The sequence below is a fragment of the Paenibacillus sp. J31P13 genome (genome assembly GCF_056269295.1).
On sequence record NZ_JBWDNR010000001.1, the window covers coordinates 1,135,737 to 1,159,850 of the forward strand.

Consider the following 24,114-nt stretch of genomic DNA (forward strand, 5'->3'; position numbering starts at 1 on the left):
AGAAAGAAGGTGAACAATTGCTATCCATTGGAGAATTCTCTAAGATATGCGGAGTATCTACAAAGACCCTTCGATACTATGATGAAATCGGATTAATAAAACCTAATGAAATTAATCCTGAAAACGGTTATAGATATTATTCAATCGGGCAACTAAAAAGGATGCTCTTTATCAACCGTTTGAAATCCTATCACTTCTCCCTGGATGAAATCAAAGCCATTCTAGAATGGGAAGAGGATCGATCAGAAGAGAAATTTTGTTCTGCCCTTAATCGTAAGAGAGAGGAAATACAAGAAAAACGAACAGCCTTTGAATATACCCTAAAACAAATGAGTACCGATATTTTGAATTTAGAGAAGGGCATACCGATTATGTCATACCTTGAAAATATTGAAGTACAAGTTGTTGAAACACAATCCATCAATATTCTTTATATGCGTCAGAAGATAAGTAGTGAAGACTATGTTGCTGGTTATGGAACGTATATTAGCGGGTTATATGAAAAGATTGCTACTGAAAAACTCACCGTGCTTGGTTCACCAATAACGATTTATCATAGCCAAGAATATAATCCTGCCGGCAATGATACAGAGTTTGCCATTCCGATAGCGGAGACGGTAAAAGGAACGAGAGACTTGCCAGGGAGGCTTTGCGCAAAGTCTGTTTTAAAAGGTTCATATTCAGAATTGACATCGGTATATGCTAGGTTGAGAGAGTGGGTAGAAAATGAAGGATATGAATTGGTAAAATCCCCGTACGAAATATATGTGACCGATCCCAATCAAGCCACCGTTCCTGAGGATATTGTTACCGAGGTGTATTTTCCAATAAAGAAAAGATAGCAGCATGAGCTGATGGTTTCCATAACGCGTTCTAAACAAAAAATGGGGAGGTTTCTATATTGCATAGAAACGATTGGCCAACTACAGAATGGCAAGCCGTAGACCCGACAACCTTGAGAATAGACACAGATAAACTTTCTATGCTTGAATCAATCATAACATCCGAGTACAGCAATATAAACGGTATCGTAGTAGTGAGAAATGGATATATCGCGTATGAAAGATATTATAATAGCTATGGGATTGATGATACCTACCATGTGGCATCTGTAACGAAAAGTATATTATCTGCTCTCATTGGTATTGCCATAGATGCAAATTATATTAAAGATGTAGAGCAGAATGTGTTGGATTTTTTCCCCGAATATATTCCTGATGCTGTTAATGAGCAGAAACGAGAAATTACGATACGCCATCTTCTCACTATGACGGCTCCCTATTCATTTGAGGACTGGAAAGAACCTCTGGACAAGATGTGTATGGAATCTGACTGGGTAAATTATTCGCTGGATATGATGGGTGAAGAGGGAGCAATCGGTACGTTCAAGTATGCTACTGCAGGAGCGCATCTGCTTTCAGCCATCATCACTCGCTGCACAGGAAAAAGCGCCCGTGAGTTTGCTAATGAACGTTTGTTTAAACCCATCGGTATGAAAGTAATCCCTGATTTTGAAATGAAATCATTTGGTTTTGATGATCTATTCGGCAAAAATGTGAAAGGGTGGGTTCATGACCCGAATCGTAACTCCACAGGAGGAGGGGGACTTACACTGTCTCCCCGTGATATGGCACGTTTTGGTTTACTTTATCTGAACCATGGCGTATGGGATGATAATCAGATACTCTCCAAGACTTGGATTGACGATTCAACACAGATGAATCCTAATCATTATGGATATCTATGGTGGCTACATGAAGAGGATGGGTTTTCTGTATACTCAGCACTAGGTGATGGCGGCAATATTATTTGTTGCATCCCAGAAAAAGCCCTTGTCGTAGCTATTGCTTCAGCATTCATCCTTAATCCACGAGATAGATGGACACTAATTAAGGAAGGTATCATTCCAGCCATAATAGACTAACTATATTACAACCAATATGAGAGAAAAAGGTGTCTCCGATCTATTCGGAGGCATCTTTTTTTCCAAATGAATGAATATTTGGCTATGGATGTTTATTCTCAGGCATAATGACCAACTCGTACTAGGTCGATTCGATGGTGAAAACTATCAAATAGGTGTAATTGATGTTTGTCAGCAGCCGTATATGCCTTTTGTTCATGAACTCACAAAAGCGCATGAAAATATGTATGCGATAAGGAGCGGCAAACACCCTTCTCAAATCCACCAAAGGAGATTCCGAAAACCGGGTTTTAAAAAGCGTGATTACGTTCATAGAATAGGAGCAGCGCATCGAATCCAATGACTAGATAGAATGTTATAAGAATCAATCAGACAATGTCAAACTGTAATCTCCATGTCAAAAACATTAATATACCAGCATAGACGGGCTTCCCCAGGGAGCTCGTTTTTCTATTCTCCAGAAAAATTAACACTATGAATGCTAATGCGTAGGAATCCCCCCCTTCACAATAGTTTTGTCCCGTTATGTTTCAGAAACAGTTCTATTATGATTAACCTTATCTCATACTTAGCGATGGCTTATCTATGGGATAAAGGAATGGCACTATGAATCCGCAAGACAGAAAAGGCATAGCAACCAGGGGAATAAGACAAAGCCACCGCATGACTAAGCAATTAGATGGAGGTGATTTGCTGAGATGTCCACCTGAATCATACCGTTACCTTAATATTTATGTATGCGCTTAATAAAGAACGAAATATATTGGTTTCATAGATGGGAATCAAAACGGAGACGATAAAGTGTCCATTGGTGATCTAGGCATCGTTCGTTGCTGCAGCATTCGGTAAGACAGACCAAAGTGTCGATTGGGCTAATTTCAAGGCAGCTGATGTCAATGCGGATGGAAAAATTGATATTGTTGATCTCTCAATTGTCGCACATTTAGTCGAATAGGTTTGGAATACGTCTCGATGCTGATTTAGCTCGGGACGTATTTTATATACTGATTTATCGTAATTTGATACGATAGGATGGATTTCGATAGATAAGTTAGAGCTGAAATAAGGGGAGAGAGACGTTTGAACTATAAGCAATGGTTGTATCAGCTATCGTATAAGAAGAGGATTTGGCTTTCATTTGTCATCTTGATCACTTTAGCGATTAGCACGACGGGGACGATGACTTATTTTATTGCAGCCAGCGTACTGAAGAGGAATGCCTCCGAATTAAGCCAGAATAGCTTGAATAAATCTGCTCAGGTATTTGATGAGAAGCTAAGGCAAATTATCGTATCGGTTATGACGCTGACCATCAGTGAATCTTTCAAAGACATCATTAAAAATGCATCCGCAGGCGATAAACAAAACTATTATCAGCTATTATCGTCCATTCAAACCCCATTTTCACAAATACAAGCATTAGAGCCTGCAGTTCAGTCTATTCTTATTACAACGTCTATAGGTGAATTTTATCCGACCAATTATGTGCGGTTGAAAGAGAACTCTTTTTTCGATACCGATATGTACAGTCTCATTTCGGAATATCAGCATGCCATTTGGATAGAAGGACATGAGGATACTTTTTTTCGGAGAAAAGAAAAGGTTATTACGTTAGTTATGCAACCGCTTACTGAAAATCAGAATAGTGGGATATACATTATCGTGAATATTAAAGAACAAGCGTTGATTGATTTGCTTCTGAAAAATGTAGAAGAAACAGACCAACAGTTTCATTTGGTCTCGAGTAAGGGGGAGCTGATATTTTTTTCGGAATCCCGGTTTTCGAATTTTTTTAATGAGAGTAGCTTTGTTGAAAATATCAATCGGGATACGAAAGGTAGTTTTGACTATAAAGGAACAAAACACTCCTATTTGGTTAATTATTCAAGCCTAACTTTAGCTGAGGACTGGATCCTGCTTAGTGTTCAATCGAAATCAGATCTTTTGAAGCAAATCCGTATGATCAAATGGGTTTCGTTTTTAATTATGATTGGATGTCTATTGCTTTCCATGATTTATTCTAATATTCTCACAGCTGTTCTGTTGAAGCCATTACTTAAGCTGCGAAACTTAATGGTGAAAGTTGAACACACGAATGATTTAAGCGTTCGCTTTGAAAGCGAATATCGGGATGAGGTCTCTCAGGTGGGGAGAAAATTCAATAGTATGCTGGAGGAATTAGCTTTATCCATTAAGGAAACGGGAGAAATTGAAATTAAGAAACGTAAGGCGGAAATTAAAGCATTACAAGCGCAAATCGATCCACATTTTTTGTATAACACGCTAAATACGATTTATTGGAAAGCGCAATTGAATCAACCCGATGATGTTAAGGAAATGGTTCTATCCTTATCGCGGATGTTCCAACTTGGTTTAAATAATGGATTTGATTACACGACATTAGAGAAAGAAATTGAACATGTGACACAATATTTATTTATTCAAAAAAAATGCTATACGCAACTATTTGACTATAATGTGGTGGTAGACATAGAAAAAGATTATCTCGTTGACATTACAATCCTCAAAGTTATTCTTCAGCCATTGGTTGAAAACTCTATTTTACATGGGTTTAAAAACCGTAAATCAGGCGGCATTATTGATGTATGGATTAGAAAAACAGAGGAGCTTCTCGTTATTACTGTAGAGGATAATGGGGGTGGCATGAATGTGGATGAGATTAAGCAAAGCTTACAAGTGCCTACTCATAAGACGGGGTATGCGCTGCGTAATATTTATCACCGGCTTCAGCTTTATTATGGCGGGGATTCAGAGATGATCTTCGATAGTGTTCCAGATCAGAAAACTTCTATTACATTAATCATCAAAATGAAGGGAAGAGATGGATATGGAGAAGCGATTTAGCATGTGTGTGTTGGACGATATCATAAGTGTAATAGACGGGATATCTCTTGGAATCCCTTGGGCTGAGTATGGAATTGAGATCATTGGTACTGCCTTAGACGGTGAGGAAGGGCTCAAAATCGCTTTGGAGCTGAATCCGGATATTATATTGACGGATATTCGGATGCCGGTCATGGATGGTCTTGAATTAACGCGTAGAATTATAGAAAAGTCTCCCGCATGCAAAGTCATACTGCTAAGCGGCTATACGGAGTTTAGCTATGCTCAGCAGGCGATTCGTTACGGAGCTTTTGATTTTGTAGCTAAACCTTTTTCAATGGAGGATATTATAGAGGTTGTCCTGAAGGCAACTCAAGAAATTGAGCTTGAGCGGAGCAAACATAAAAGAATTTATGAGATGGAAGCTAGAGTAAGAGAGAGCAAGCCGCTCTTAAGGCAGGAATACTTTAACCTGCTCATCCGTTATTCATCAAGCGAGGAAAGTGCGAGGGATAAATGGGAGTTCCTTGAAATTGATTTAAAGAGAGAGGGCTTTGTTGTAATGGTCGTCGAGATCGATCGATTTTCGAAAACCATTCAAACGTTGCCCATCGGTGAAGTAGAGCTAACTCGTTATGCTTTACAAAATATTTTGGAGGAGACGATTAGCGCCTATACACAAGGGGTCGTATTTAGAGAAAGTATGAATCGCCTTGTCGTCATTTATAATTCTACAGAGAAGATAGAGCCTGGATCATTAGCCGAGATTTGTTGTAATCATTGTGCGCTATATTCGCGTCATACCGTCTCGATCGGGGTGAGCTTAAGCATAAACCTCATTTCAGAAATCCATCTCGGATATCAACAGGCAATAAGCGCATTGTCCTATAACTTTTATACGGGCGGCAATGGGGTGTTTCATTTTGGCGATTTTGGTCAGATGAGTCAGCATTTACGTACGTATTCCTTAGACCAGGAGAAGGAGCTTCTCTTTGCTGTGCGTTCAGGAAATCAGGAGCTGGCGCTTGGTGTATTGCAGCAGATTTATGAGAATTGCGCCAAAATACAGCCATTGCCACATCCGCAATATCTGATTACGATGTATGATGAATTGGTTTATATGGTTCTGAGAGTATTAGAGGAAAAACTGCATACGGAAGATTTGCAGGGGTTAAAAGCGGACATTGAATCGCATAAAAATACAGATCGAATGTCGTTGCTGGAATTGCAAAAATCTCTTGAGCAGCTATGTATTAATGGCTGCGTATTACAAGATAAACATAGAACAACAGAGGCTGAGCGCATTATACATAAAGCTATTGAATACATGAGGGGGCATCTTCATTTGGATTTATCCGTGAATGATTGCGCCAAGCTGGTGCATCTGAGCAGCAGCTATTTTAGCAATTTATTCAAGAAGGTTACAGGCCAAACCTTTCTTCAATTTGTAACGAATGAACGAATTAATCAGGCCAAATTTTTGCTAATGAAAGGCCATCAGGTTCAGCAGGTTGCAATTGATATTGGTTATGAGGATCGTCGCTATTTCAGCGAAATATTTAAGAAAAATACAGGAATGACACCTTCAGAGTTCAAACAGGCCTATTACAAATAGGAGTAAAGATCGTCGGAAAATCCCCCTTGAGAATAGTTTTGCCCCATTATGCCTTCGACTTCGGTTAATTATAATAATGGATATCACCAGTAATAAAAAACCGAAGGGGTTGAAAAGTTCATGTTAAATAAAACGCGAATGGTTACTGTAGCTGCACTCCTTGCTCTTAGTTTGAGCGCATGCTCCTCTGGTAACGGAAATTCTACGAACTCGACTAAGGGGACAAATGAGCCAGCACCAAAGACAACTACCGAAGCTGCTGTGGAGGGTACAAAAGATGCACCGAAGGTTAAGCTTAACTATTGGACAGAGGATCGGCATGATTTGACCTATATTCAAGAAGTTGTCGAAAGGTTTAACGAAACCAATACAGAGAATATTGAGGTAGAGCTGAAAGGACTGTCTGAGAACTATAACCAGTCCGTTGATATTGCATTCGCAAGTAAGCAAGCTCCGGACATTATCAGAACGACTCCAAGCAACTTTATTCCTTTCGTTAAGAAGGGGTATCTGGAACCTCTGGATGGCTATATGAATGAAGAAATGAAGACTAAATTCCAAGGAGCACTTATTGACAAATCAAACATGTTGAATGACCAAATTTTTTCCCTTCCCAATTATGGATATTCAAGCCGACTAATTTACAACGTGGATCTTTTTGACAAAGCCGGTATTACAAGCGCTCCTAAAACATTGAATGAAATGGTTGAGGTTGCGAAAAAGCTTACTGAAGCAGGCAAAGATATTGGTGCCTATGGCTTTGCAATTAACTTTAAAGGAGCAGACAACTCTTTTGAAAAGGCTCCAAGATCGATCGCTGAGTTAAGTGGAATCGGCGGTTATGGTTATGATTTTAAAACAGGCAAATATGATTTTTCTGGATTTGCAGATATCATGAAAGTTTTTAAACAAATGAAGGATGACGGAAGTATGCTGCCGGGCGTAGAGGCGCTGGACATTGATCCGCTGCGCGCTCAATTTGCTGAAGGAAAGATCGGTATGTATCTATCGATTTCTGCTGAGCCCAATGTATATCAAACGCAGTTTCCAACAAAAGTAAACTGGTCAGCTGCTTTGCCTCCAACGATTAGCGGCGACATTGCAGGAGTAGCAGGATACTGGAAAACAGGTCCATGGCTTTCCATCAGCAGTCAGACTAAAAATAAAAAAGAGGCTTGGACATTCTTGGAGTATATGTACAGTGATGAAGTGTTAAGAACATACTATGAAGATGGCTATGGCTTATCTCTTCTTCCAGACATTATAGCTCAGTCCAATACTCCGGAAATGCCTGGTATTGCGGGATTCCTCCCTACACAATATGATGGCTTGTGGCCTATTTCGCCGAAAGTGACTGTAGAAGGAACGGATTTTCCAAACCTATTTATTAAATATGCGATTAGCGGCGGAGATCTGGATAAGATGATTACGGACGTAAATACGCGATACAATACTGCTCTAGATAAAGCTAGAGCTTCTGGTGATGTAACAACTGAAGCAATGCCGGACTTTAATGCGAAAAGCCTGCAAGGAATGCTAGTCAAATAATACTTCTATTGCATGGATCATGCCAAAAAAGGATAGGAGCATCTTGTATGCCCTATCCTTGATATTTAAGGAGATGAAATTGAACATGACCAGTCTGCGCAAATTAGGAGAATCTTACTCATTTATTTTACCCAGTCTAATATTTACCGTAGTGTTAGGTATTTATCCGATTGTATGGGCGATTAGATATATGTTTTATGATTATCCAGGATATGGAGAAGAAGTGTTTATCGGCTTTGGTAACTTTGCGAGCTTGATGAGAGATGAAGCCTATTGGAACTCGGTAGTTAATACCGCGGTCTATGCGATGGGGAAAATCATCATCACGATTCCTTTATCATTAATTTTAGCGGTAATATTAAATAAAGGACTTAAAGGGAAAAATTTTTTAAGAGCGATTTATTTTATGCCAACTGTGCTGAGTACCGCTGTAATCTCCATCGTCTTTTTTAACATATTTAATTCTTACAACGGAATATTAAACCAGTTTTTATTGAAATATCATATCATCTCCAAAAGCATTGATTGGCTTGGACCCGATCTAGCCATGGTAACATCTATCATCGTTGCCATCTGGGGTGCTATAGGAAACTATATGCTTCTCTTCCTCGCTGGTCTGCAAAACATTCCGGATGATGTTTATGAGAGCGCTTCACTAGACGGAGCGAATGCTTCTCAGAAGTTCTTCTACATTACCATTCCAATGCTGGGGCCTGTGCTTCAAATGATTATTATGCTAGCGATTACGATTTCGTTAAAGGGTTACGAAAGTATCATGGTATTAACAGAAGGCGGTCCGATTGGACGAACAGAGGTTATGTATCTATATGTATATCGAATGTTCTTCCCAATCTCTTCTAGTTCAACTATGATTCAACAGATTGGTTACGGTAGCGCTGTTGGCTTTATGTCTGCCGTAATCGTTGGAGTCATTACATTAGGTTATTTCTGGTTATCAAAACGTTTAAACCGTACTTTCTAGCCTAGGGGGATTGCTGTAATGAACACAGCACCAGCAACTAATACCGCTCCGATCACTAAAGTTGGCAGGAGAGCGAAACGTTTATTTTCTGTGTTAATCCTTTGGATATTTCTAGGTCTTATTGCCGTATTTACTGTGTTTCCTGTGCTCGTTACGTTATTTGGGTCTTTCAAAACGAATGCAGAGCTGACAGCAGGCGCAACCATTCTTCCTAGCGTATGGCATTTCTCGAACTACTTGGATGCTTGGAAACAAGCTGACTTTGCTAAGTTTACTTGGAATAGTTTATTTATTAGTACGTTTACGACGATTGGGACGCTGCTTTTGGCTTCGATGGCCGCCTATGCGGTGGATCGCAGAAGTTTTTTCGGAAAGAGCTTATATGTTAGTCTTCAAGCCGCGACGATGTTTATATCGATTGGTGCCGTTGTTATCCGACCGCAATTTGAACTTATGGTGAAATTACATTTGAATTCCTCGTTGTGGGGGGTTATCTTTATTCTAATCAGTGCCCATGCCACTACCTTTTTTATTCTAATCGGTTTCTTCAAAGGAATTCCTCGGGATTTGGATGAAGCGGCATACATTGATGGATGTAATTTCTTTTCGGTTTATTGGAAAATTATTCTTCCATTATTGAAGCCGGGTTTAGGCGTCGCAGCATTATTTGCCTTCCGGAATGCTTGGAATGAATATATCCTGCCACTTGTTTTTACGATGACAAACCCTAAATTACAAACCTTGACGGTTGGTTTAGCGGATTTAAGATATGGTACGACTGCAGCCACGCAAACCCATCTGATTATGGCGGGAGCCTGCTTATCGATTTTGCCGATATTAATCGTATATGTTTTTGCAAATAAATCATTTATGCAGGTGACAGGCGGTTCTGTCAAAGGCTAGATGTCTTTAAATCAATGGATCGGATGACAGATATTTATGAAAAATGAGGGAGCTCGACTGCTTAAATGCGGTCGAGCTTTATCTATATGCGTATGTGGGTATTTTGAATCGTAAGACTGTGTTCTATAAAGATCAGGGGTATTTCCATTTTACTTATAGTATAATGGTTACTTCAATAGGGGATAGAAAACAGGGTAATAAGGAAAGAGGGAACGGATGCCTACTATACTGGTTGCTGACGACGATGAGAACATTCGTGAACTTGTCTGTTTATTTCTACGCAATGACGGATTCACTACCGTCGAAGCTGCTGACGGAAAGGAAGCACTGACCGTCTACACGTCAACGCATGTCGATCTTGTCGTGCTCGATATTATGATGCCGATTATGGATGGATGGACGTTATGCAAGGAGCTCCGAAGAGCCGATCCTGATCTTCCTTTACTTATGCTGACTGCGAGAGGCGAAACATGGGAGAAAGTGAAAGGGTTTGAACTTGGTACGGACGATTATTTGACGAAACCATTCGATCCGTTGGAGTTGACTGCTCGTGTAAGAGCATTGCTAAAACGTTATAGGATCGGTTCCACGAAGACAATCCAGTTCGGAAATGTCATCCTTGATCGACAGACCTATAAGGTGATGAGAGGGACGGAGTCGCTCACGTTGCCGCTCAAGGAGTTCGAATTGCTGTATAAGCTCGCAGGAACACCCGGACAAGTCTATACGCGCGAGCAATTGATTGATCAAATCTGGGGTATCGATTACGCTGGAGATGATCGAACAATAGACGTACATATTAAACGGCTGCGTGAAAGGTTCGCGACTACACCCGATTTTCGTATCGAGACTGTACGTGGGCTTGGCTACCGTCTAGAGGTTTACGAATGATCAGATCCTTATATACGCGTGTGGTCCTGATATTTCTAGTCTCCGTAATCGGGGGCACGATCATTTCATTTTTTGTGGCTACTTGGGTATTTAAAGATAAATTGAATGAAAACTTGCAAATCCCTTTACTTCACTTTGGTCAGGATATCGCCCTCATTTACGAGACATTTCCGTTAAGTGAAGCGGATACGTTCGTAAGTGGTATGAATCAGCTTAAATCCTATCATCTCCGTATATATGAAGAAACGGGTGAATTCCAGTCTTATGGAGCGCTTAACGGACACAATCCTGCCACTGTGACTATGGAACAAGTAAATAAAGTACTCAATGGACAAGTTGTTCAAGTCAATCCGAGTGGTGTTTCTACTATTCTCTTAGGATTGCCCTTGATAACAACTGAAATGGGAACGAAAGCGATGTTTATTGAACCGATCGCTCCCCCTTCCACCTCTTTTATCATAAAGTGGATTTTAAACTTTTCAACTTATTCGTTGGTAGTAGGAAGCCTAGTGATTTTAGTTGCTGCAATGTTTCTAATCAGACCGATTAAGAAGCTGACAAAAGCGACTAAGCTTATAGCAGATGGAGATTTCAACGTTAAGCTGAATATAACGCAAAGGGGGGAGTTAGGTACTTTGGCTCGCAGCTTCGAAGAAATGATGCACGACCTGCAGCAACTTGAGCAGATGCGAAGGGATTTTGTATCCAACGTGTCTCACGAAGTTCAATCGCCGCTCACCTCGATATCCGGTTATGCTCAAGCGCTCAAGCAAATAGATACCGCAGAAAACGAGCGAATCCGATATCTCGATATTATCATTGCCGAGGCAGGTCGGATGTCCAAGATGAGCGACAGCCTGCTAAAGCTTAGTTTACTTGAATCGCAGTCGCAGCAACTGAGATTGGTCACATTGAGCCTTGATGAACAGATCAGACGAGTCATCGTCGCGATCCAGCCGCAGTGGACGGCTCGCAACATCCGTTTCGAGCTCAATATGATGGCTGTACGACTAATGGCTGATCATGACCTTTTGAATCAGGTATGGACGAACATACTTGGCAATAGTATCAAGTTTTCTATGGATGGGGGCGTTATTAACGTCAGCATGAAACAAGAGATCAAGAACGTGATCGTCCGAATATCCGATTCGGGTATTGGTATTTCCATCGAGGACCAGAAGCGTATATTTGAACGGTTTTTTAAGGCCGATCGTTCCCACAGTCGTAAGTATGGAGGTAGCGGTATGGGACTTGCCATCGTTAAACAGATCGTATCGCTTCATCATGGCGACATCCGAGTGGAAAGCGAGCTTGGGCGAGGAACCACCTTCATTGTCACCTTACCAATCACAACAGGAGCAGAATAGTCAGATTCATTTTATTTTATTCGGATTATATAATCCACATTCTCCATGCTGCAGCATGATATGCAAGCTTCCTTGCATGTTACGCCGCAGCATTTTTTTTGCTTGTTCATACTCCGTTCATATTGGCGTCATAGGGAGTACATGTTCGTCGTATAAGCTTTCAGTATCGACTCGTTAAGGCAGTCGGAATATACAGATGAGGACAGGAGAAGATACGTGTGGAACAAAGAGAGGCAGTTAAAATGAAGAGGGGCATGAGAATGAAAAAAATACTTAGCATTTTACTTAAAACATTAGGAGTTATAGCTATTGTAATAGTCCTCTTTCTAGCCATTGTTTTTATAGTTAATATGGCAAGCAATAAATCGGAGAAAGGAAAAATAGAAACCTATGGCCAGTTAGTTCCTGTAGATGGGAAACATATGAATGTTACCATCCAAGGAAAAGGCGAAGAAACTGTGGTGCTCCTGCCTGGTTTTGGTACAGCAGCACCAGCACTTGATTTTAAGCTGCTAGTAGATGAGCTTTCACCATTTTACAAAGTAGTCGTGATTGAGCCTTTTGGTTATGGATTAAGTGATGGAACCGAGAAGGAGCGTAATACAGAGAATATTGTAAGTGAAATCCATGAAGCTTTACAGAGTCTTAAAATTGACCGATATATTCTAATGGGTCACTCCATTGCAGGCATTTACGGGCTAGATTATGTGAACAAATATGAAAATGAAGTGAGTGCATTTGTAGGTATCGATAGCAGTGTTCCTACACAAGGCGGTATGGATGTTGAATTTCCAATAAAAACGTTTAAACTTCTCAAAAAATCAGGGCTCGCCAGATTGCTAATAAAGCTAAGTCCCGACCCCTATGCTGCACTATCATTTGATGATAAAACAATAGAACAAATGAAATTACTTTCTCTTAAAAACATGAATAATAATACAACCTTGAATGAAATGGAAAATATTTATTCTAATTTTAAAGGATCTCGACATTTAGCATTTCCGAAAAGCCTTCCCATTATTTTCTTTATACAAGCGAATAATACTGGCGTAGAAGGATGGATACCACTGCATGAAGAGCAAGTAAAGGATTCTATTCATGGCAAGGTGATGACAATGGATGGCGAACATTATTTACACCATACCAAATCAAAGGAAATTGTTGGAAATTTCATGGAATTTATGAAAGAAATAAAATAAGTGCACTGAAAAAGGCTGATCTTCAACATGAAGAAGATCAGTCTTTTTGTTATTACGTAAATTATTCATAAATAAAGGAATCATACACATTAAAGATGTTAGGGCCAGTTAAACGCAACTAATCCAATTGAATGTTCGTCTAGATGTTTTTGGAATGAAGAATAAAGATTTAGGTTTTTTTCTATTTGACGTAATGGGAGATTATCTCATGAAAAAAGTTATTTCACTGGGGATTTTATTGCTTGCTATTTTGATTTCTGCCTGCAGTGACAAAACAGAGAGCCTTACAACTGGCGGGGGCGCAGGTGTATCGCCGGATGTCATAAGACCCGAAAACCTACCTGGTGATAACAGACAACTATCAGAGAAGCTTTTGGATGATAAGAGTTTTATTAATAATGTTGTGGGAACTTGGGTAAATGAAAGAGAACAGGATATGTTCTTAAGTTTAGATGACGGGATAGTACTTATCGGTGTTACAAATGGTCAACTGTTGACCAAAGCAACATATGAGATAACTGAAGTAAACCTAAAAGACCGATATATCATAATTAGTGGATTTAGTAATGAAATTTCATACGATGAAGAGACTCCGACTGTAGCGTTTTCGAGTAAACTATATCTGGTTGATGGCGGAGAAAAACTTATTTATGTTCATAATTATGAGGATATGAAATTGGAAAGTACATGGATTAGAATAGACTAGATTAGAATCTGTATTTCCAGAATTTTGAAGAATTTAAAGTGAAACAATTGATGTATTCCCAGCGTCTACAAAATGAAAGGAGTTGAGAGGCATGACAATTCGAAAAATGACACTTTATCTTTTTATGCTATGTACATTGATTCTAGTAGCCGGATGCTCACGCGAAGCAGAGATAAACAGCGGGAGTGAGCCAGAAGATGTGGAAACGCCTGTGCTAGAAGATGTCCAAAAGAAAATAGCCTCAGAGAAAGCTGAAATTGTCTCCATTAACGGTAATAGCGTCTTAGTGACTGCGTATATGGATAAAGGAGATGATTCATATATCGAAGCGTATTCATTGAGCATAACCGAAAAATCGGAACTGCTTAATCGTGATGGTACAACTGTAACAAAAGCGGAGCTTGTCGTAGGATCTCAAGTTGAAGCGTGGTATGACGGCCCCTTATTGGAATCTTTTCCTGGGAGTGCTCATGCAGCGAAATTGATTCTCTTAACGGATGATGACCAAGAGCAACTGAAGATCAAAAGATCGGATGCAGTACGCATTGCGCTGGAGGCGCAGTCTGAACTGGCTGGTCCATGGGCAGTGAAAAAAGCCGAGAGGGATGCGGGAAATGAATTTTGGAGCGTAGAACTTGTTCACTTCCAACATATCGATCAGCCTGTCATCGTACGTATTAATGCTAAATCGGGAGAGATCACACCGACTATTAAATCGGAAAATGATGTTTTTCGCGTGTATACGCCAGGACCTGATGAGGAGTTAGGTAATGAGTTTGTCGTAGAAGGTGAGGCTCGTGTATTCGAAGGTGTGTTCAGCTGGAGTCTGGAGGACGGCCATCAAATATTAGCAGAGGGTGTGGCTCTTACTGATGCAGGAGCCCCAGAGTGGGGGGAATTTTTGATCAATGTTATATTTGATTATGCCGTACAGCCACATATGGTAATGGTGCTTTACGTCAAAAGTGCAAAGGACGGATCCATCCAGCATACACTTACTATTCCGTTAAAGGTGCAAGAGGAGCATATTAAAGTAAGAGAAATAGATTGAAGCTGATGATTCCTAATAAGAAAGAACCGCGAACCGTAGTGCTCTGCGGTTCTTTTTTTTAGTCATCCTCATCGTCACAGGTATGACCAATCGAAGCTTTAATAAGTTTCATAAACGAGATTGCTGATTATTTCAAACCTATTATTAAAAATGACGTAAATGTACAGGCGACAGTCGTTTCATCTCGACCTAGTAGATATAACCGCATGAACAGTAAGATCTTTCTCCTTAAAACGTAGGGTAGATATATAGGAAGATCGTGAGATATCATATCGAAACGTCCCGATCCCATTGACAGCGTGGTCTGGCTCAACAATGAGATTATGGGTAGAGTGAGATTGGAGTTATGAAGATAGGCACTCGCAGCCTAACTGTATCGTGGGAAGGAGGATAATAAATCACTTGTAGGCAGTCCAGCTAGCCAAGAAGAGGTTGCTATTGCACAGCGGAAGAAGCTTTATATCTGCAATAATATACTATATAGCATTTAGTTTTTAGATGTAGGATATGAGAATAGCTTGAAAGGAGTTTTCTCATGGAAATTACATCTTTTTTAATTTATTGTATGATTGCTACTTTTACACCAGGACCTACTAATATCGTCATATTATCCACCGTGCATAATTTTGGGGCAAAAAAGGCAATGAAATACACGTATGGAGCAACTATTGGTTTTGGTTTATTACTTGTTATTTCAGCTATGTTGAATACTATGCTCATAACAATGATACCGAAAATAATAATGGTTATGCAGATAATCGGAAGCTGTTATATGTTCTATCTCGCTTATCAAATTTACAAAATGGATATATCAAACCCAACTGTTAACCAAACTGCTACCTTAATGTCGGGATTCCTTATGCAGTTTTTAAATCCAAAGGTTGTACTATTTACATTGACTGTATTTCCTAGTTTCATTATGCCTCACTATATCGGATTGCCAGTGGTGACGATTAGTATAATAGCTATAACTCTTATTGGATTTTTAGCATTTATTACGTGGGTTCTTTTCGGTACAATCTTCAAGGCGTTTTTACAGAAGCATAAAAAGACTGTTAATATAATGATGGCCTTATCTTTAGCTTATGCCGCAATCATGATATGGATGTAAGTAAGCATATTAAGAGGTGAATTGATTGAACAAATTTATCTATAAAAAATCGGCTGGTATTACTGCGTTGTCAGCAAGTATGACTGATTTTATGTATAAAAAGCACTCTCACAAGGAGTACGCAATAGGTGTAACAATACGTGGTATTCAAGAGTATAACTTGGAGGGAAGTTTACAATTATCTCATCCAAATGGTGTTATGCTTTTTAATCCAGAACAGGCGCATGACGGAATGGCACATGATGAAACAGGACTTGACTATATTATGCTTTATATTGAACCACAATTGCTTTTAGAGGTTATTGAAAAAAAGGATATTGTACGTTTTTCAACTCCTATTGTGTATGATTATGAGCTTGAACAAAGAATTTTAAGTCTTTCTCATGCAATATTAAGCGATAAAGATGAGGCTTTGTGTAGCGAACTTCTCATTTCCCTCACGGATAGTCTTATTCAAACTAATCTTTCCACTGACAATAAGAAGGGTAACACGGAAATTAAAAAAGCAAAGGATATGATTACTTCCAACTTAGAGAAAGTTCTTATACTTGATGAGCTCTGTAATGAGCTTCATTTATCGAAATTCCAGTTTATTCGATTATTTAAGGCTCATACTGGAATTTCACCATACCAATACTTTCTTAACTGCAAGATAGAACGTGCAAAACAGTTAATCGAAAAGAATAGAGATATTTATTCAGCAGTAACTGAATGTGGTTTTGTGGATTTAACCCATCTAAATAAACATTTTAAAAGTGTATATGGAACAACAGCATTTGAATATATGACGCATATATACTAAAGAAGAAGATGCAATTTGATTTCTTATTAATAGCTTTTTAGATTTCTCACGAGAGCCGATTACCGGAACTAAAGGAGCAGGTTGCTGTGGCAACTGCTCCTATTTTCGTTAAGCTAAAGGGGAGTTATCTTCTATGACTCGTGTTATAGTATGGTTGATAATGTAATTTAATATAGGGAGAGAAAGCTATGCCACAATCACTCATCTTTGATATGGACGGAACACTATTTCAAACAGATAAAATTTTAGAAATATCACTCGAGGATGCTTTTAATCTTTTAAGGTCAAAAAAGGAATGGGATACAGTAACGCCTATTGATAAATACCGTGAAATTATGGGCATACCTTTACCAAAAGTTTGGGAAGCTCTGTTACCCTATCATTCTAATGAAGTAAGAGAACAAACTGATGCATACTTTCTAGAAAGATTGATTGAGAATATAAGAAGTGGGAAAGGTGCCTTATATCCTAATGTAAAAGAAGTTTTTAGTTATTTAAAAGAGAATGATTTTTCAATTTACATAGCAAGTAATGGTTTAACAGAATATTTAAAAGCAATTGTGAGTTATTATCATTTGGATGAATGGGTTACTGAAATCTTTAGTATTCAACAAATGGAATCATTAAATAAATCAGACTTAGTTCAAACTATTATTAATAAATATGGTATTACCAATGCGGCTGTAGTAGGGGATCGTCTATCCGATATAAATGCAGCCAAAGATAATGGTTTAGTTGCCATAGGATGTAATTTTGATTTTGCACAAGTCGACGAACTTTCTCAAGCAGATATAGTCATAGATGACTTACTTGAGCTAAAAACAATAGTGTCACAGTTGAAAAAATAGGTGTTCAACTAACGGGAATCGCTAGTTCAATAGGTAAGGAGAATATAACCTTTCTAACTAGAGGGCAGAATAATTGTAGACATGAAATATAATCTCTATAATTGAAATAATAAAATGAAGTATTAGTCACCTGAATGTAATATAGATTCAATAAATTGGGGAATCCTAATTTACTGGAGTTTAGGCTCATATTAGCGTCAAGCAATATATCATCCCAATCAAATAAGACATAAAGGAGATAGAGATATGACGGAATTCTGGGAATCAAGTTTTATAGAAAAACAAACGATGTGGGGATTTGAACCTACAGACTCCGCAATCGTGACAAAGGACTTCTTCCTTGAAAGGAATGTTAAGGACATACTGGTACCAGGTATTGGATATGGCAGAAATGCTAAGGTTTTTGTTGACAATGGAATAAATGTAACAGGTATTGAGATTTCAAAAACAGCGATTGATTTGGCAAGGCAAAATGGGATTGATTTTAATATTTTTCATGGTTCAGTAACTGACATGCCTTTTGATAACAAACTCTACGACGGTATATTTTGTTATGCACTGATTCACTTATTGAATAATGATGAGAGAGATAAGTATATTAAGGATTGCTATAATCAGTTAAAGCCAAATGGATATATGATTTTTACAACTGTTTCAAAAGAAGCCCCAATGTTTGGAAAGGGCAAACAATTGGCTAAAGACTATTTCGAGATAATGGATGGCGTAAAAATGTTTTTTTATGATTCTGATTCCATAAAACAAGAATTTGAAAAATATGGACTGGTAGAGTTTTCAGAAATAGACGAGCCAAGTAAGCACATAAATAATAAACCTCCAATAAAATTTATAATGGTAAAATGCAAGAAAGAACTATAAAGATAATAATATCTTCAACACTATTTTTAAAAAAAGCCTTATAGAAAAAAGTATATTACACTAAAGAGCAGGATAGTTGTAAGAACATTCAGAATTAAAACATGTAATTTATGAATGGGAAGTGCTATTTAAATTTATTAAGTAGGTGGAAGAATGGGATTATTCGATTTTTTAAAGAAACAGAAAAATTCTGAACTTGTAGCAAGTAAAGTAGATTTACAAGATGTTGAGAATTTTTTATCTTTACAAGAATTATTAGAGCGATACAGTGGTATTGCTCTTGAGAAACAACTATCAATGACCGAGTCAATCGGCAACCTCGATTGGAATGTTGATATGAGTGCAGGAACAGCGACATTTGGTAAGCATTTAACGTTCCCAATTCAAATGTTGGGTAGTGTTTCGCATCAATCAAACACTTGGTTATGGGCTTGGGCAAACGCTCAGGCACAGATTTCCTCGGATTGTTTGACACAAGCACTTCAATTGAAAGCTTATGGTAATAAGAACAACATTCCTGAACTGACAGAAAAAACAATCTCTGCGACCGATAATGAAGGACATGTAATTGCAAGTATTGCTTCTGGAATGTTTAAAAACCGGTTTTATTATGCAGGCAACTATGGTGCAGGAACAGCATTTTTCACTATTGATGTAACAGAAGAAGATCTAATGGAACAACCCGAATCTGTATTGACCGTATTTCCACAACTGATTATGGCATTTGAACTCAATCACAAAAAAGCATTAAGCTTTTATCTGAAAGACAAAAACTTTAAAGTTTTTGAATCGAATGACAGTCTAAAAGGCGTTTCTGCTAAACTTACGATTACAGCACATTTCGATGAGCTGAATCGAATGACCAACCTAGAAGCATCTCATAAATAAAAGTGTTGGTCATTGAACTAACGGGTAACGAAAGCTCCACGATTGATTACTCAATGAACATAAGAAATGTCGGAGGACAACAACATATATAGATAATAATCCGTGCCCAGCACGGCTTTTTTTATTTTAACCATATAAGTTCTTGTCTTTTACTAGCTGGATAAAGCTTTATCCGAAAAACAGGCGAATCGAAGTACTTGAACCTTACTTCTAAATGATGTATAGTATTTTTTACATTGACATTACAGCAGGTCTAAAAAAGGAGGAGCCATGTCACCACGTACCAAAGAACAGAATGATGCGATCCGGGAGATGCGGATGAACCAAATTATGCAAGCGGGTGCGGAAGTATATTTGGAGAAGGGCATTCAATTGGAAATACGCGATGTTGCGGTCAAGGCAGAGCTCGGCTACGGAACCGTGTATCATTACTACAAAAATAAGCACATGCTTTTGGAAGATTTACTGTGGGATGCCCTGAATCGAACGGAGTCGGCAGTACTGCCCGCTATGATGGGGGACGGCGGCGGTTTGCTTAAAGCTGAGTCGTTCTCCAGGCTGCTCCTGCGGAAGTGTATCCAGGATCCTTCCGTGTTTATTTTGCTTAAAACAGTTGCGGATAATTTTCATCACTTCCCGGGAAACCGGTTCATCAAGCTATTTGACGATTTTCAGGAAAGGGTCTATTTGCCGTTTGTGGAAATGATTCGTGAAGGAATCGGTTCCAAATCACCGGAGAAAACAGCTAATTTGATATTTGGTTCGCTTGTTGGCTGCACAGCATTGAACATCCACCACAATATGCGGAACGAGATGGATGTGGATGGGATCGTCAATATGATTTTTTCAGGCATACAGTCAAAGGAGAGATAAATGGAATGGTCATCCTGAAATCAAGAGCAGAAATTGAAGAAATGAGAAAAGCCGGCCGAATTGTCGCTGCTTTTCATAAAGCAATCGCAGGTATGATCCGGCCGGGTGTCACGACGCTCGATATCGAGTCGTTCGCAGTGCAGTTCCTGAAGGAGAATGGCGCCAAGGCTTATACGATAGGCTACAACGGCTATCCGTTTGCGACATGTGCATCTGTCAACGACGTCATTGCGCATGGTTTTCCGAGCCAGAAGCCGCTCAAGGAAGGCGACATCGTCAAAATCGACATCGTCGCGGAAGCGGACGGCTGGATCGGCGATTCAGCTTGGTGTTATGAGGTTGGCGAGGTGTCGGAAGAAGCCCGTAATCTGATGCGGGTAACGAAAGAATGCTTATATCTTGGTATCGAAAAAGCTGTCGTCGGAAACCGGATCGGCGATGTGATGCACGCGGTTCAAACCCATGCCGAGCGAAATGGATTTTCGGTGGTGCGCGATCTGCTAGGTCATGGCGTAGGAAGGGAGATGCACGAGGAACCTAATTATACCCACGTTGGGAATCCGGGCAAAGGGTTCCGTTTGAAGGAAGGGATGGTTTTTACGATCGAGCCGATGATAAATGCCGGAAAAGCGTTAATGACGATTGATGCAGACGGATGGACCGCCAGAACCGCTGACGGCTCGCTTTCCGCACAATACGAGCATACGCTCGCCATTACTGCGGATGGCCCGATTATACTGACCGCACAATAGAATTCAATCCTTTTATTAGTTCAAATTTGATTTTGAGCAGTGATTTCCTCTTCCAGATTTCAAGTAAATAAAATCGGCCACTGTTCGCGGTTTTGAACACAACAAGGCTGCCGATTGATTCTTGCTTACGGCAGCCTTCTGTATGTTACGGTCTGGGGCCTTTGTTTAATTATTTATTGGCTCTTCGTAATACCGTTATGTTAGGGTCGACGATGTGGATGGAATGATTGAACGAATCTTGAAGCGCGACGGTAAAATAGGCAAGCGAGTAATTAACCTCCTTGGCTCACACAGAAGGAACGAGAATAAATCGGTTTAACGCCGATCCCTTTGCAAATAGAGCTGAGCAGTGAGCGTTATTATATAATTGCTGGAGCCAAATAGCTAATAGAATTCAACACGATGTAAGACGTGAAAATGATAAGTAAGGTGTCCCCTTGAGCTGATCAACCAGCAGCTTTGAGGGGACATTTTTTTTATAAATGAATGAGTCAGAAGTTGTTCGAGGCTATATTCAGTTATAATAATGATATACAAGTGATAAGCAATTTGATGTTATTGGAGAAGGCGAGGTAATGATTTGAAGAATAGCATTATTGAATACTGTTTAAAGAAGAAAGGAGCGACTAAGAATTATCCTTTTGGATCCGATCCTATGGTGATCAAAGTTGCAGGTAAAATGTTCGCACTTATTTTTGAGAACAAAGGGGATTATTCTTACATAAACTTAAAATGTGACCCGGTAATTGCAGAAAATTTGAGAGAGCAACATGAGAACGTTAAACCAGGGTACCACATGAACAAAAAACACTGGAATACGATTACAATGGATGACTCATTGCCAGAGTCGGATATCTTTGTAATGATTGATCACTCTTACGATATGGTTATCAAAAACCTTCCTAAGAGTCTCCAAGAATCTATATCGACTACTACTAAAACATGACGCTGATATAAATGCTCAATGTGAAGGTGAAATACGACGAGGCTTTACACCATTAGAATATGCTATTGAGCGAGGTATCATCGAAATAGCAGATACCATAACTCCTACAAAAAGAGTATAGGAAGTGAAGTGCCTTGAGGCTGCCTGTAATTAATCAAGAACTTGCTGAAAAAATCCAACAATCTGAAATCGATTATTTATCCTCAAGAATCAACTCAATTCGCGAACGTGAGGGGAATCCAGAGGGGGTTGAAATCGTTAAATTCGGCCGAACTACAGCGTATTACATAAATACAATGCCTTGGGGCATATTTAATTCAGTAAAAGGCATCTCTGATGACGATATTGACAAGCTAGGAGATATAAAACAGTTTTACCAGTCAAAAGATAGAACATTTCAGATTGATGTAAATCCAATTCATTGCAGCGCCAAGCTTTTTCAAAGCTTATCCGAGCATGGTTTTTATCAAAGTAACTTTCATTCCGTACTATATGGGTCCCCTATAGAAGAACTTCCTAAACTACCTCCCCATATAAAGATTGTGCAAATCGATAACGAAAAAACGTTTGATTCATATGCTGAGATACACTGTCTCGGTTCTGGCATGTCATTATCCGATAAACATCATTTTATAAAAAACAATATAGGTTTGTTGAATAGATCTGGATGGAAGCTATTTTTAGGATACTTGAATGACATCCCAGCTGGGGTGGCTGTCATGCACATAAACAACAACATTGCATCTTGCACATTAGCTGCTACAACTCCTCAATATAGAAAAAGTGGATTGCAAACTGCACTCTTACAAAGAAGGATGTTCGAAGCTTACAAAGCAGATTGTAAACTTGTAGTAGCACAGGCGAGTTTCGGGTCTACGAGCCAAAATAATATGGAACGAGTAGGTTTTCAAATGGCTTGGACAAGATCTATTTGGGTGCCTCACTCAAATAGTTAAGAGAGTGGAATGTGAAATCCTAAAAGTTTGGATTTAATAATCCGCGCTTAGCGCGGTTTTTTTATTATAAAAGGAAGGTCGGACCAGGGAATTGACAGGACACCAATTGGTGTCCTATAATCAATATGACTACAAATGGTGTCCTATTAGGTTGTTATGGCGTTTAATCGGTGAAACAACAGGAAATAATTATGAAAAGGTGGGGGTGATTTTGAAAGATAAAAGTCAAGTGAGGGATGTTTATGACGCTATTGCCGATCCAACAAGGCGGAAATTAATTCAAATTTTGGCAGATGTTAAAGAATTACCCCTACATGAAATAACAATTCATTTTCAAATGGGTCGAACAGCAGTATCTAAGCACTTGAGTATTCTTAAAGAGGCCGGACTGGTACTTGATCGAAAAGTCGGAAGAGAAACACGATTTAGACTAAACGCCTCTCCACTTAGAGAAATTCAAGATTGGGTATCATTTTACGAAGGATTCTGGAAAGAAAGAATCGTTAAATTAAATCTATTATTGGAGGAAAATAAATGAAACCAGATGTATCATTAGATTTTCAATTTACAAGCTCAATTGAAAAGGTGTGGAACGCTTTAACCGATTCGGATACTCTTGCGAAATGGATTTGGGATAATGATTTTAAACCGGTCGTTGGACATAAGTTTCAGTTTCGCTCAGTGCCATCCGAATGGTGGAATGGAATTGTAGATTGCGAGGTACTCGAAGTGGATGAGCCTCATACATTATCTTACACATGGTTAAGTGCTGGAGAAAGCACAACGGTTACATGGACTCTGAAAAAAGGTTCAGATGGAATTATTCATCTACATCTTGATCAATCTGGATTTAGTGAAGAAACGAAAGCCCGTCAAGGGGCGATCGAAGGAGCTAAATACGCTTGGATGAATATGAGTGGCCAGCTCGAAAAAGTGTTAGCATAGGCATATAATTATTAACTTTAATCGGTTTATACAAATAATTCATTATTAAAAAAAGAGTACAATTCCTTAGTAAGAATTGTGCTCTTT

23 protein-coding genes and 1 pseudogene are annotated in these 24,114 nt (G+C 39.1%); all 24 read left to right on the forward strand.

What is annotated here, in order from left to right:
• Window positions 1-17 precede the first annotated feature (17 nt).
• The 24 genes and pseudogenes from AC0YOD_RS05185 (at window position 18) to AC0YOD_RS05300 (ending at window position 24,027) form a co-directional block, all read left to right on the forward strand.
• Window positions 18-842, forward strand: a complete 825-nt coding sequence (locus AC0YOD_RS05185; RefSeq protein ID WP_475798156.1) for a MerR family transcriptional regulator — start codon at window positions 18-20, stop codon at window positions 840-842.
• A 59-nt stretch (window positions 843-901) separates the two neighbouring features.
• Window positions 902-1,924: a serine hydrolase domain-containing protein gene (locus AC0YOD_RS05190; protein WP_475798157.1), complete on the forward strand. Its 1,023-nt coding sequence runs from the start codon at window positions 902-904 to the stop codon at window positions 1,922-1,924.
• A 904-nt stretch (window positions 1,925-2,828) separates the two neighbouring features.
• A pseudogene (locus AC0YOD_RS05195) lies at window positions 2,829-2,879 on the forward strand (hypothetical protein); the annotation flags it as partial.
• Between the two features lie 125 nt (window positions 2,880-3,004).
• The gene (locus AC0YOD_RS05200) at window positions 3,005-4,789 is read left to right on the forward strand and encodes a sensor histidine kinase (protein ID WP_475798158.1); all 1,785 of its coding nucleotides are present in this window, start codon (window positions 3,005-3,007) and stop codon (window positions 4,787-4,789) included.
• Window positions 4,773-6,383: a response regulator gene (locus AC0YOD_RS05205; RefSeq protein ID WP_475798159.1), complete on the forward strand. Its 1,611-nt coding sequence runs from the start codon at window positions 4,773-4,775 to the stop codon at window positions 6,381-6,383. The genes AC0YOD_RS05200 and AC0YOD_RS05205 overlap by 17 nt, the downstream gene beginning before the upstream one ends.
• A 120-nt stretch (window positions 6,384-6,503) precedes the next feature.
• Window positions 6,504-7,931 (forward strand): ABC transporter substrate-binding protein, encoded by a 1,428-nt coding sequence (locus AC0YOD_RS05210; RefSeq protein ID WP_475798160.1) that lies wholly within the window; start codon window positions 6,504-6,506, stop codon window positions 7,929-7,931.
• Between the two features lie 85 nt (window positions 7,932-8,016).
• A complete protein-coding gene (locus AC0YOD_RS05215; protein ID WP_475798373.1) occupies window positions 8,017-8,913 on the forward strand; it encodes a carbohydrate ABC transporter permease in 897 nt (298 codons plus the stop codon).
• Window positions 8,914-8,931: 18 nt separating this feature from the next.
• Window positions 8,932-9,816, forward strand: a complete 885-nt coding sequence (locus tag AC0YOD_RS05220) for a carbohydrate ABC transporter permease (protein WP_475798161.1) — start codon at window positions 8,932-8,934, stop codon at window positions 9,814-9,816.
• 216 nt (window positions 9,817-10,032) lie between these two features.
• Window positions 10,033-10,707 carry a response regulator transcription factor gene (locus AC0YOD_RS05225; RefSeq protein WP_475798162.1) on the forward strand — a complete coding sequence of 225 codons (675 nt, stop codon included), beginning with the start codon at window positions 10,033-10,035 and terminating at the stop codon, window positions 10,705-10,707.
• Window positions 10,704-12,074 (forward strand): sensor histidine kinase, encoded by a 1,371-nt coding sequence (locus tag AC0YOD_RS05230; RefSeq protein ID WP_475798163.1) that lies wholly within the window; start codon window positions 10,704-10,706, stop codon window positions 12,072-12,074. Before AC0YOD_RS05225 ends, AC0YOD_RS05230 begins: the two co-directional genes overlap by 4 nt.
• A gap of 242 nt (window positions 12,075-12,316) precedes the next feature.
• Complete coding sequence (locus AC0YOD_RS05235) at window positions 12,317-13,273, forward strand: alpha/beta fold hydrolase (protein WP_475798374.1); 957 nt, start codon at window positions 12,317-12,319, stop codon at window positions 13,271-13,273.
• A 154-nt stretch (window positions 13,274-13,427) separates the two neighbouring features.
• Entirely contained in the window at window positions 13,428-13,979 is a 552-nt protein-coding gene (locus tag AC0YOD_RS05240) for a hypothetical protein (RefSeq protein ID WP_475798164.1), read from the forward strand.
• A gap of 91 nt (window positions 13,980-14,070) precedes the next feature.
• Window positions 14,071-15,030: a Gmad2 immunoglobulin-like domain-containing protein gene (locus AC0YOD_RS05245; RefSeq protein WP_475798165.1), complete on the forward strand. Its 960-nt coding sequence runs from the start codon at window positions 14,071-14,073 to the stop codon at window positions 15,028-15,030.
• A gap of 535 nt (window positions 15,031-15,565) precedes the next feature.
• Window positions 15,566-16,141, forward strand: coding sequence for a LysE family translocator (locus tag AC0YOD_RS05250; RefSeq protein WP_475798166.1), 576 nt, complete (start codon window positions 15,566-15,568; stop codon window positions 16,139-16,141).
• A gap of 25 nt (window positions 16,142-16,166) precedes the next feature.
• On the forward strand, window positions 16,167-16,943 hold the full coding sequence (locus AC0YOD_RS05255) for an AraC family ligand binding domain-containing protein (RefSeq protein ID WP_475798167.1): 777 nt from the start codon (window positions 16,167-16,169) through the stop codon (window positions 16,941-16,943).
• Between the two features lie 188 nt (window positions 16,944-17,131).
• A complete protein-coding gene (locus tag AC0YOD_RS05260; RefSeq protein ID WP_475798168.1) occupies window positions 17,132-17,791 on the forward strand; it encodes an HAD family hydrolase in 660 nt (219 codons plus the stop codon).
• 246 nt (window positions 17,792-18,037) lie between these two features.
• Window positions 18,038-18,667: a class I SAM-dependent methyltransferase gene (locus AC0YOD_RS05265; protein ID WP_475798169.1), complete on the forward strand. Its 630-nt coding sequence runs from the start codon at window positions 18,038-18,040 to the stop codon at window positions 18,665-18,667.
• Window positions 18,668-18,820: 153 nt separating this feature from the next.
• Window positions 18,821-19,555 (forward strand): DUF6882 domain-containing protein, encoded by a 735-nt coding sequence (locus AC0YOD_RS05270; RefSeq protein ID WP_475798170.1) that lies wholly within the window; start codon window positions 18,821-18,823, stop codon window positions 19,553-19,555.
• Between the two features lie 270 nt (window positions 19,556-19,825).
• A complete protein-coding gene (locus AC0YOD_RS05275; RefSeq protein WP_475798171.1) occupies window positions 19,826-20,428 on the forward strand; it encodes a TetR/AcrR family transcriptional regulator in 603 nt (200 codons plus the stop codon).
• A 5-nt stretch (window positions 20,429-20,433) separates the two neighbouring features.
• Complete coding sequence (gene map, locus AC0YOD_RS05280; RefSeq protein WP_475798172.1) at window positions 20,434-21,180, forward strand: type I methionyl aminopeptidase; 747 nt, start codon at window positions 20,434-20,436, stop codon at window positions 21,178-21,180.
• 580 nt (window positions 21,181-21,760) lie between these two features.
• A complete protein-coding gene (locus tag AC0YOD_RS05285) occupies window positions 21,761-22,126 on the forward strand; it encodes an MmcQ/YjbR family DNA-binding protein (RefSeq protein ID WP_475798173.1) in 366 nt (121 codons plus the stop codon).
• 134 nt (window positions 22,127-22,260) lie between these two features.
• Window positions 22,261-23,082, forward strand: coding sequence for a GNAT family N-acetyltransferase (locus tag AC0YOD_RS05290; RefSeq protein ID WP_475798174.1), 822 nt, complete (start codon window positions 22,261-22,263; stop codon window positions 23,080-23,082).
• A gap of 211 nt (window positions 23,083-23,293) precedes the next feature.
• Window positions 23,294-23,620 (forward strand): ArsR/SmtB family transcription factor, encoded by a 327-nt coding sequence (locus tag AC0YOD_RS05295; protein WP_475798375.1) that lies wholly within the window; start codon window positions 23,294-23,296, stop codon window positions 23,618-23,620.
• Window positions 23,617-24,027 (forward strand): SRPBCC family protein, encoded by a 411-nt coding sequence (locus AC0YOD_RS05300; protein WP_475798175.1) that lies wholly within the window; start codon window positions 23,617-23,619, stop codon window positions 24,025-24,027. The genes AC0YOD_RS05295 and AC0YOD_RS05300 overlap by 4 nt, the downstream gene beginning before the upstream one ends.
• Window positions 24,028-24,114 lie beyond the last annotated feature (87 nt).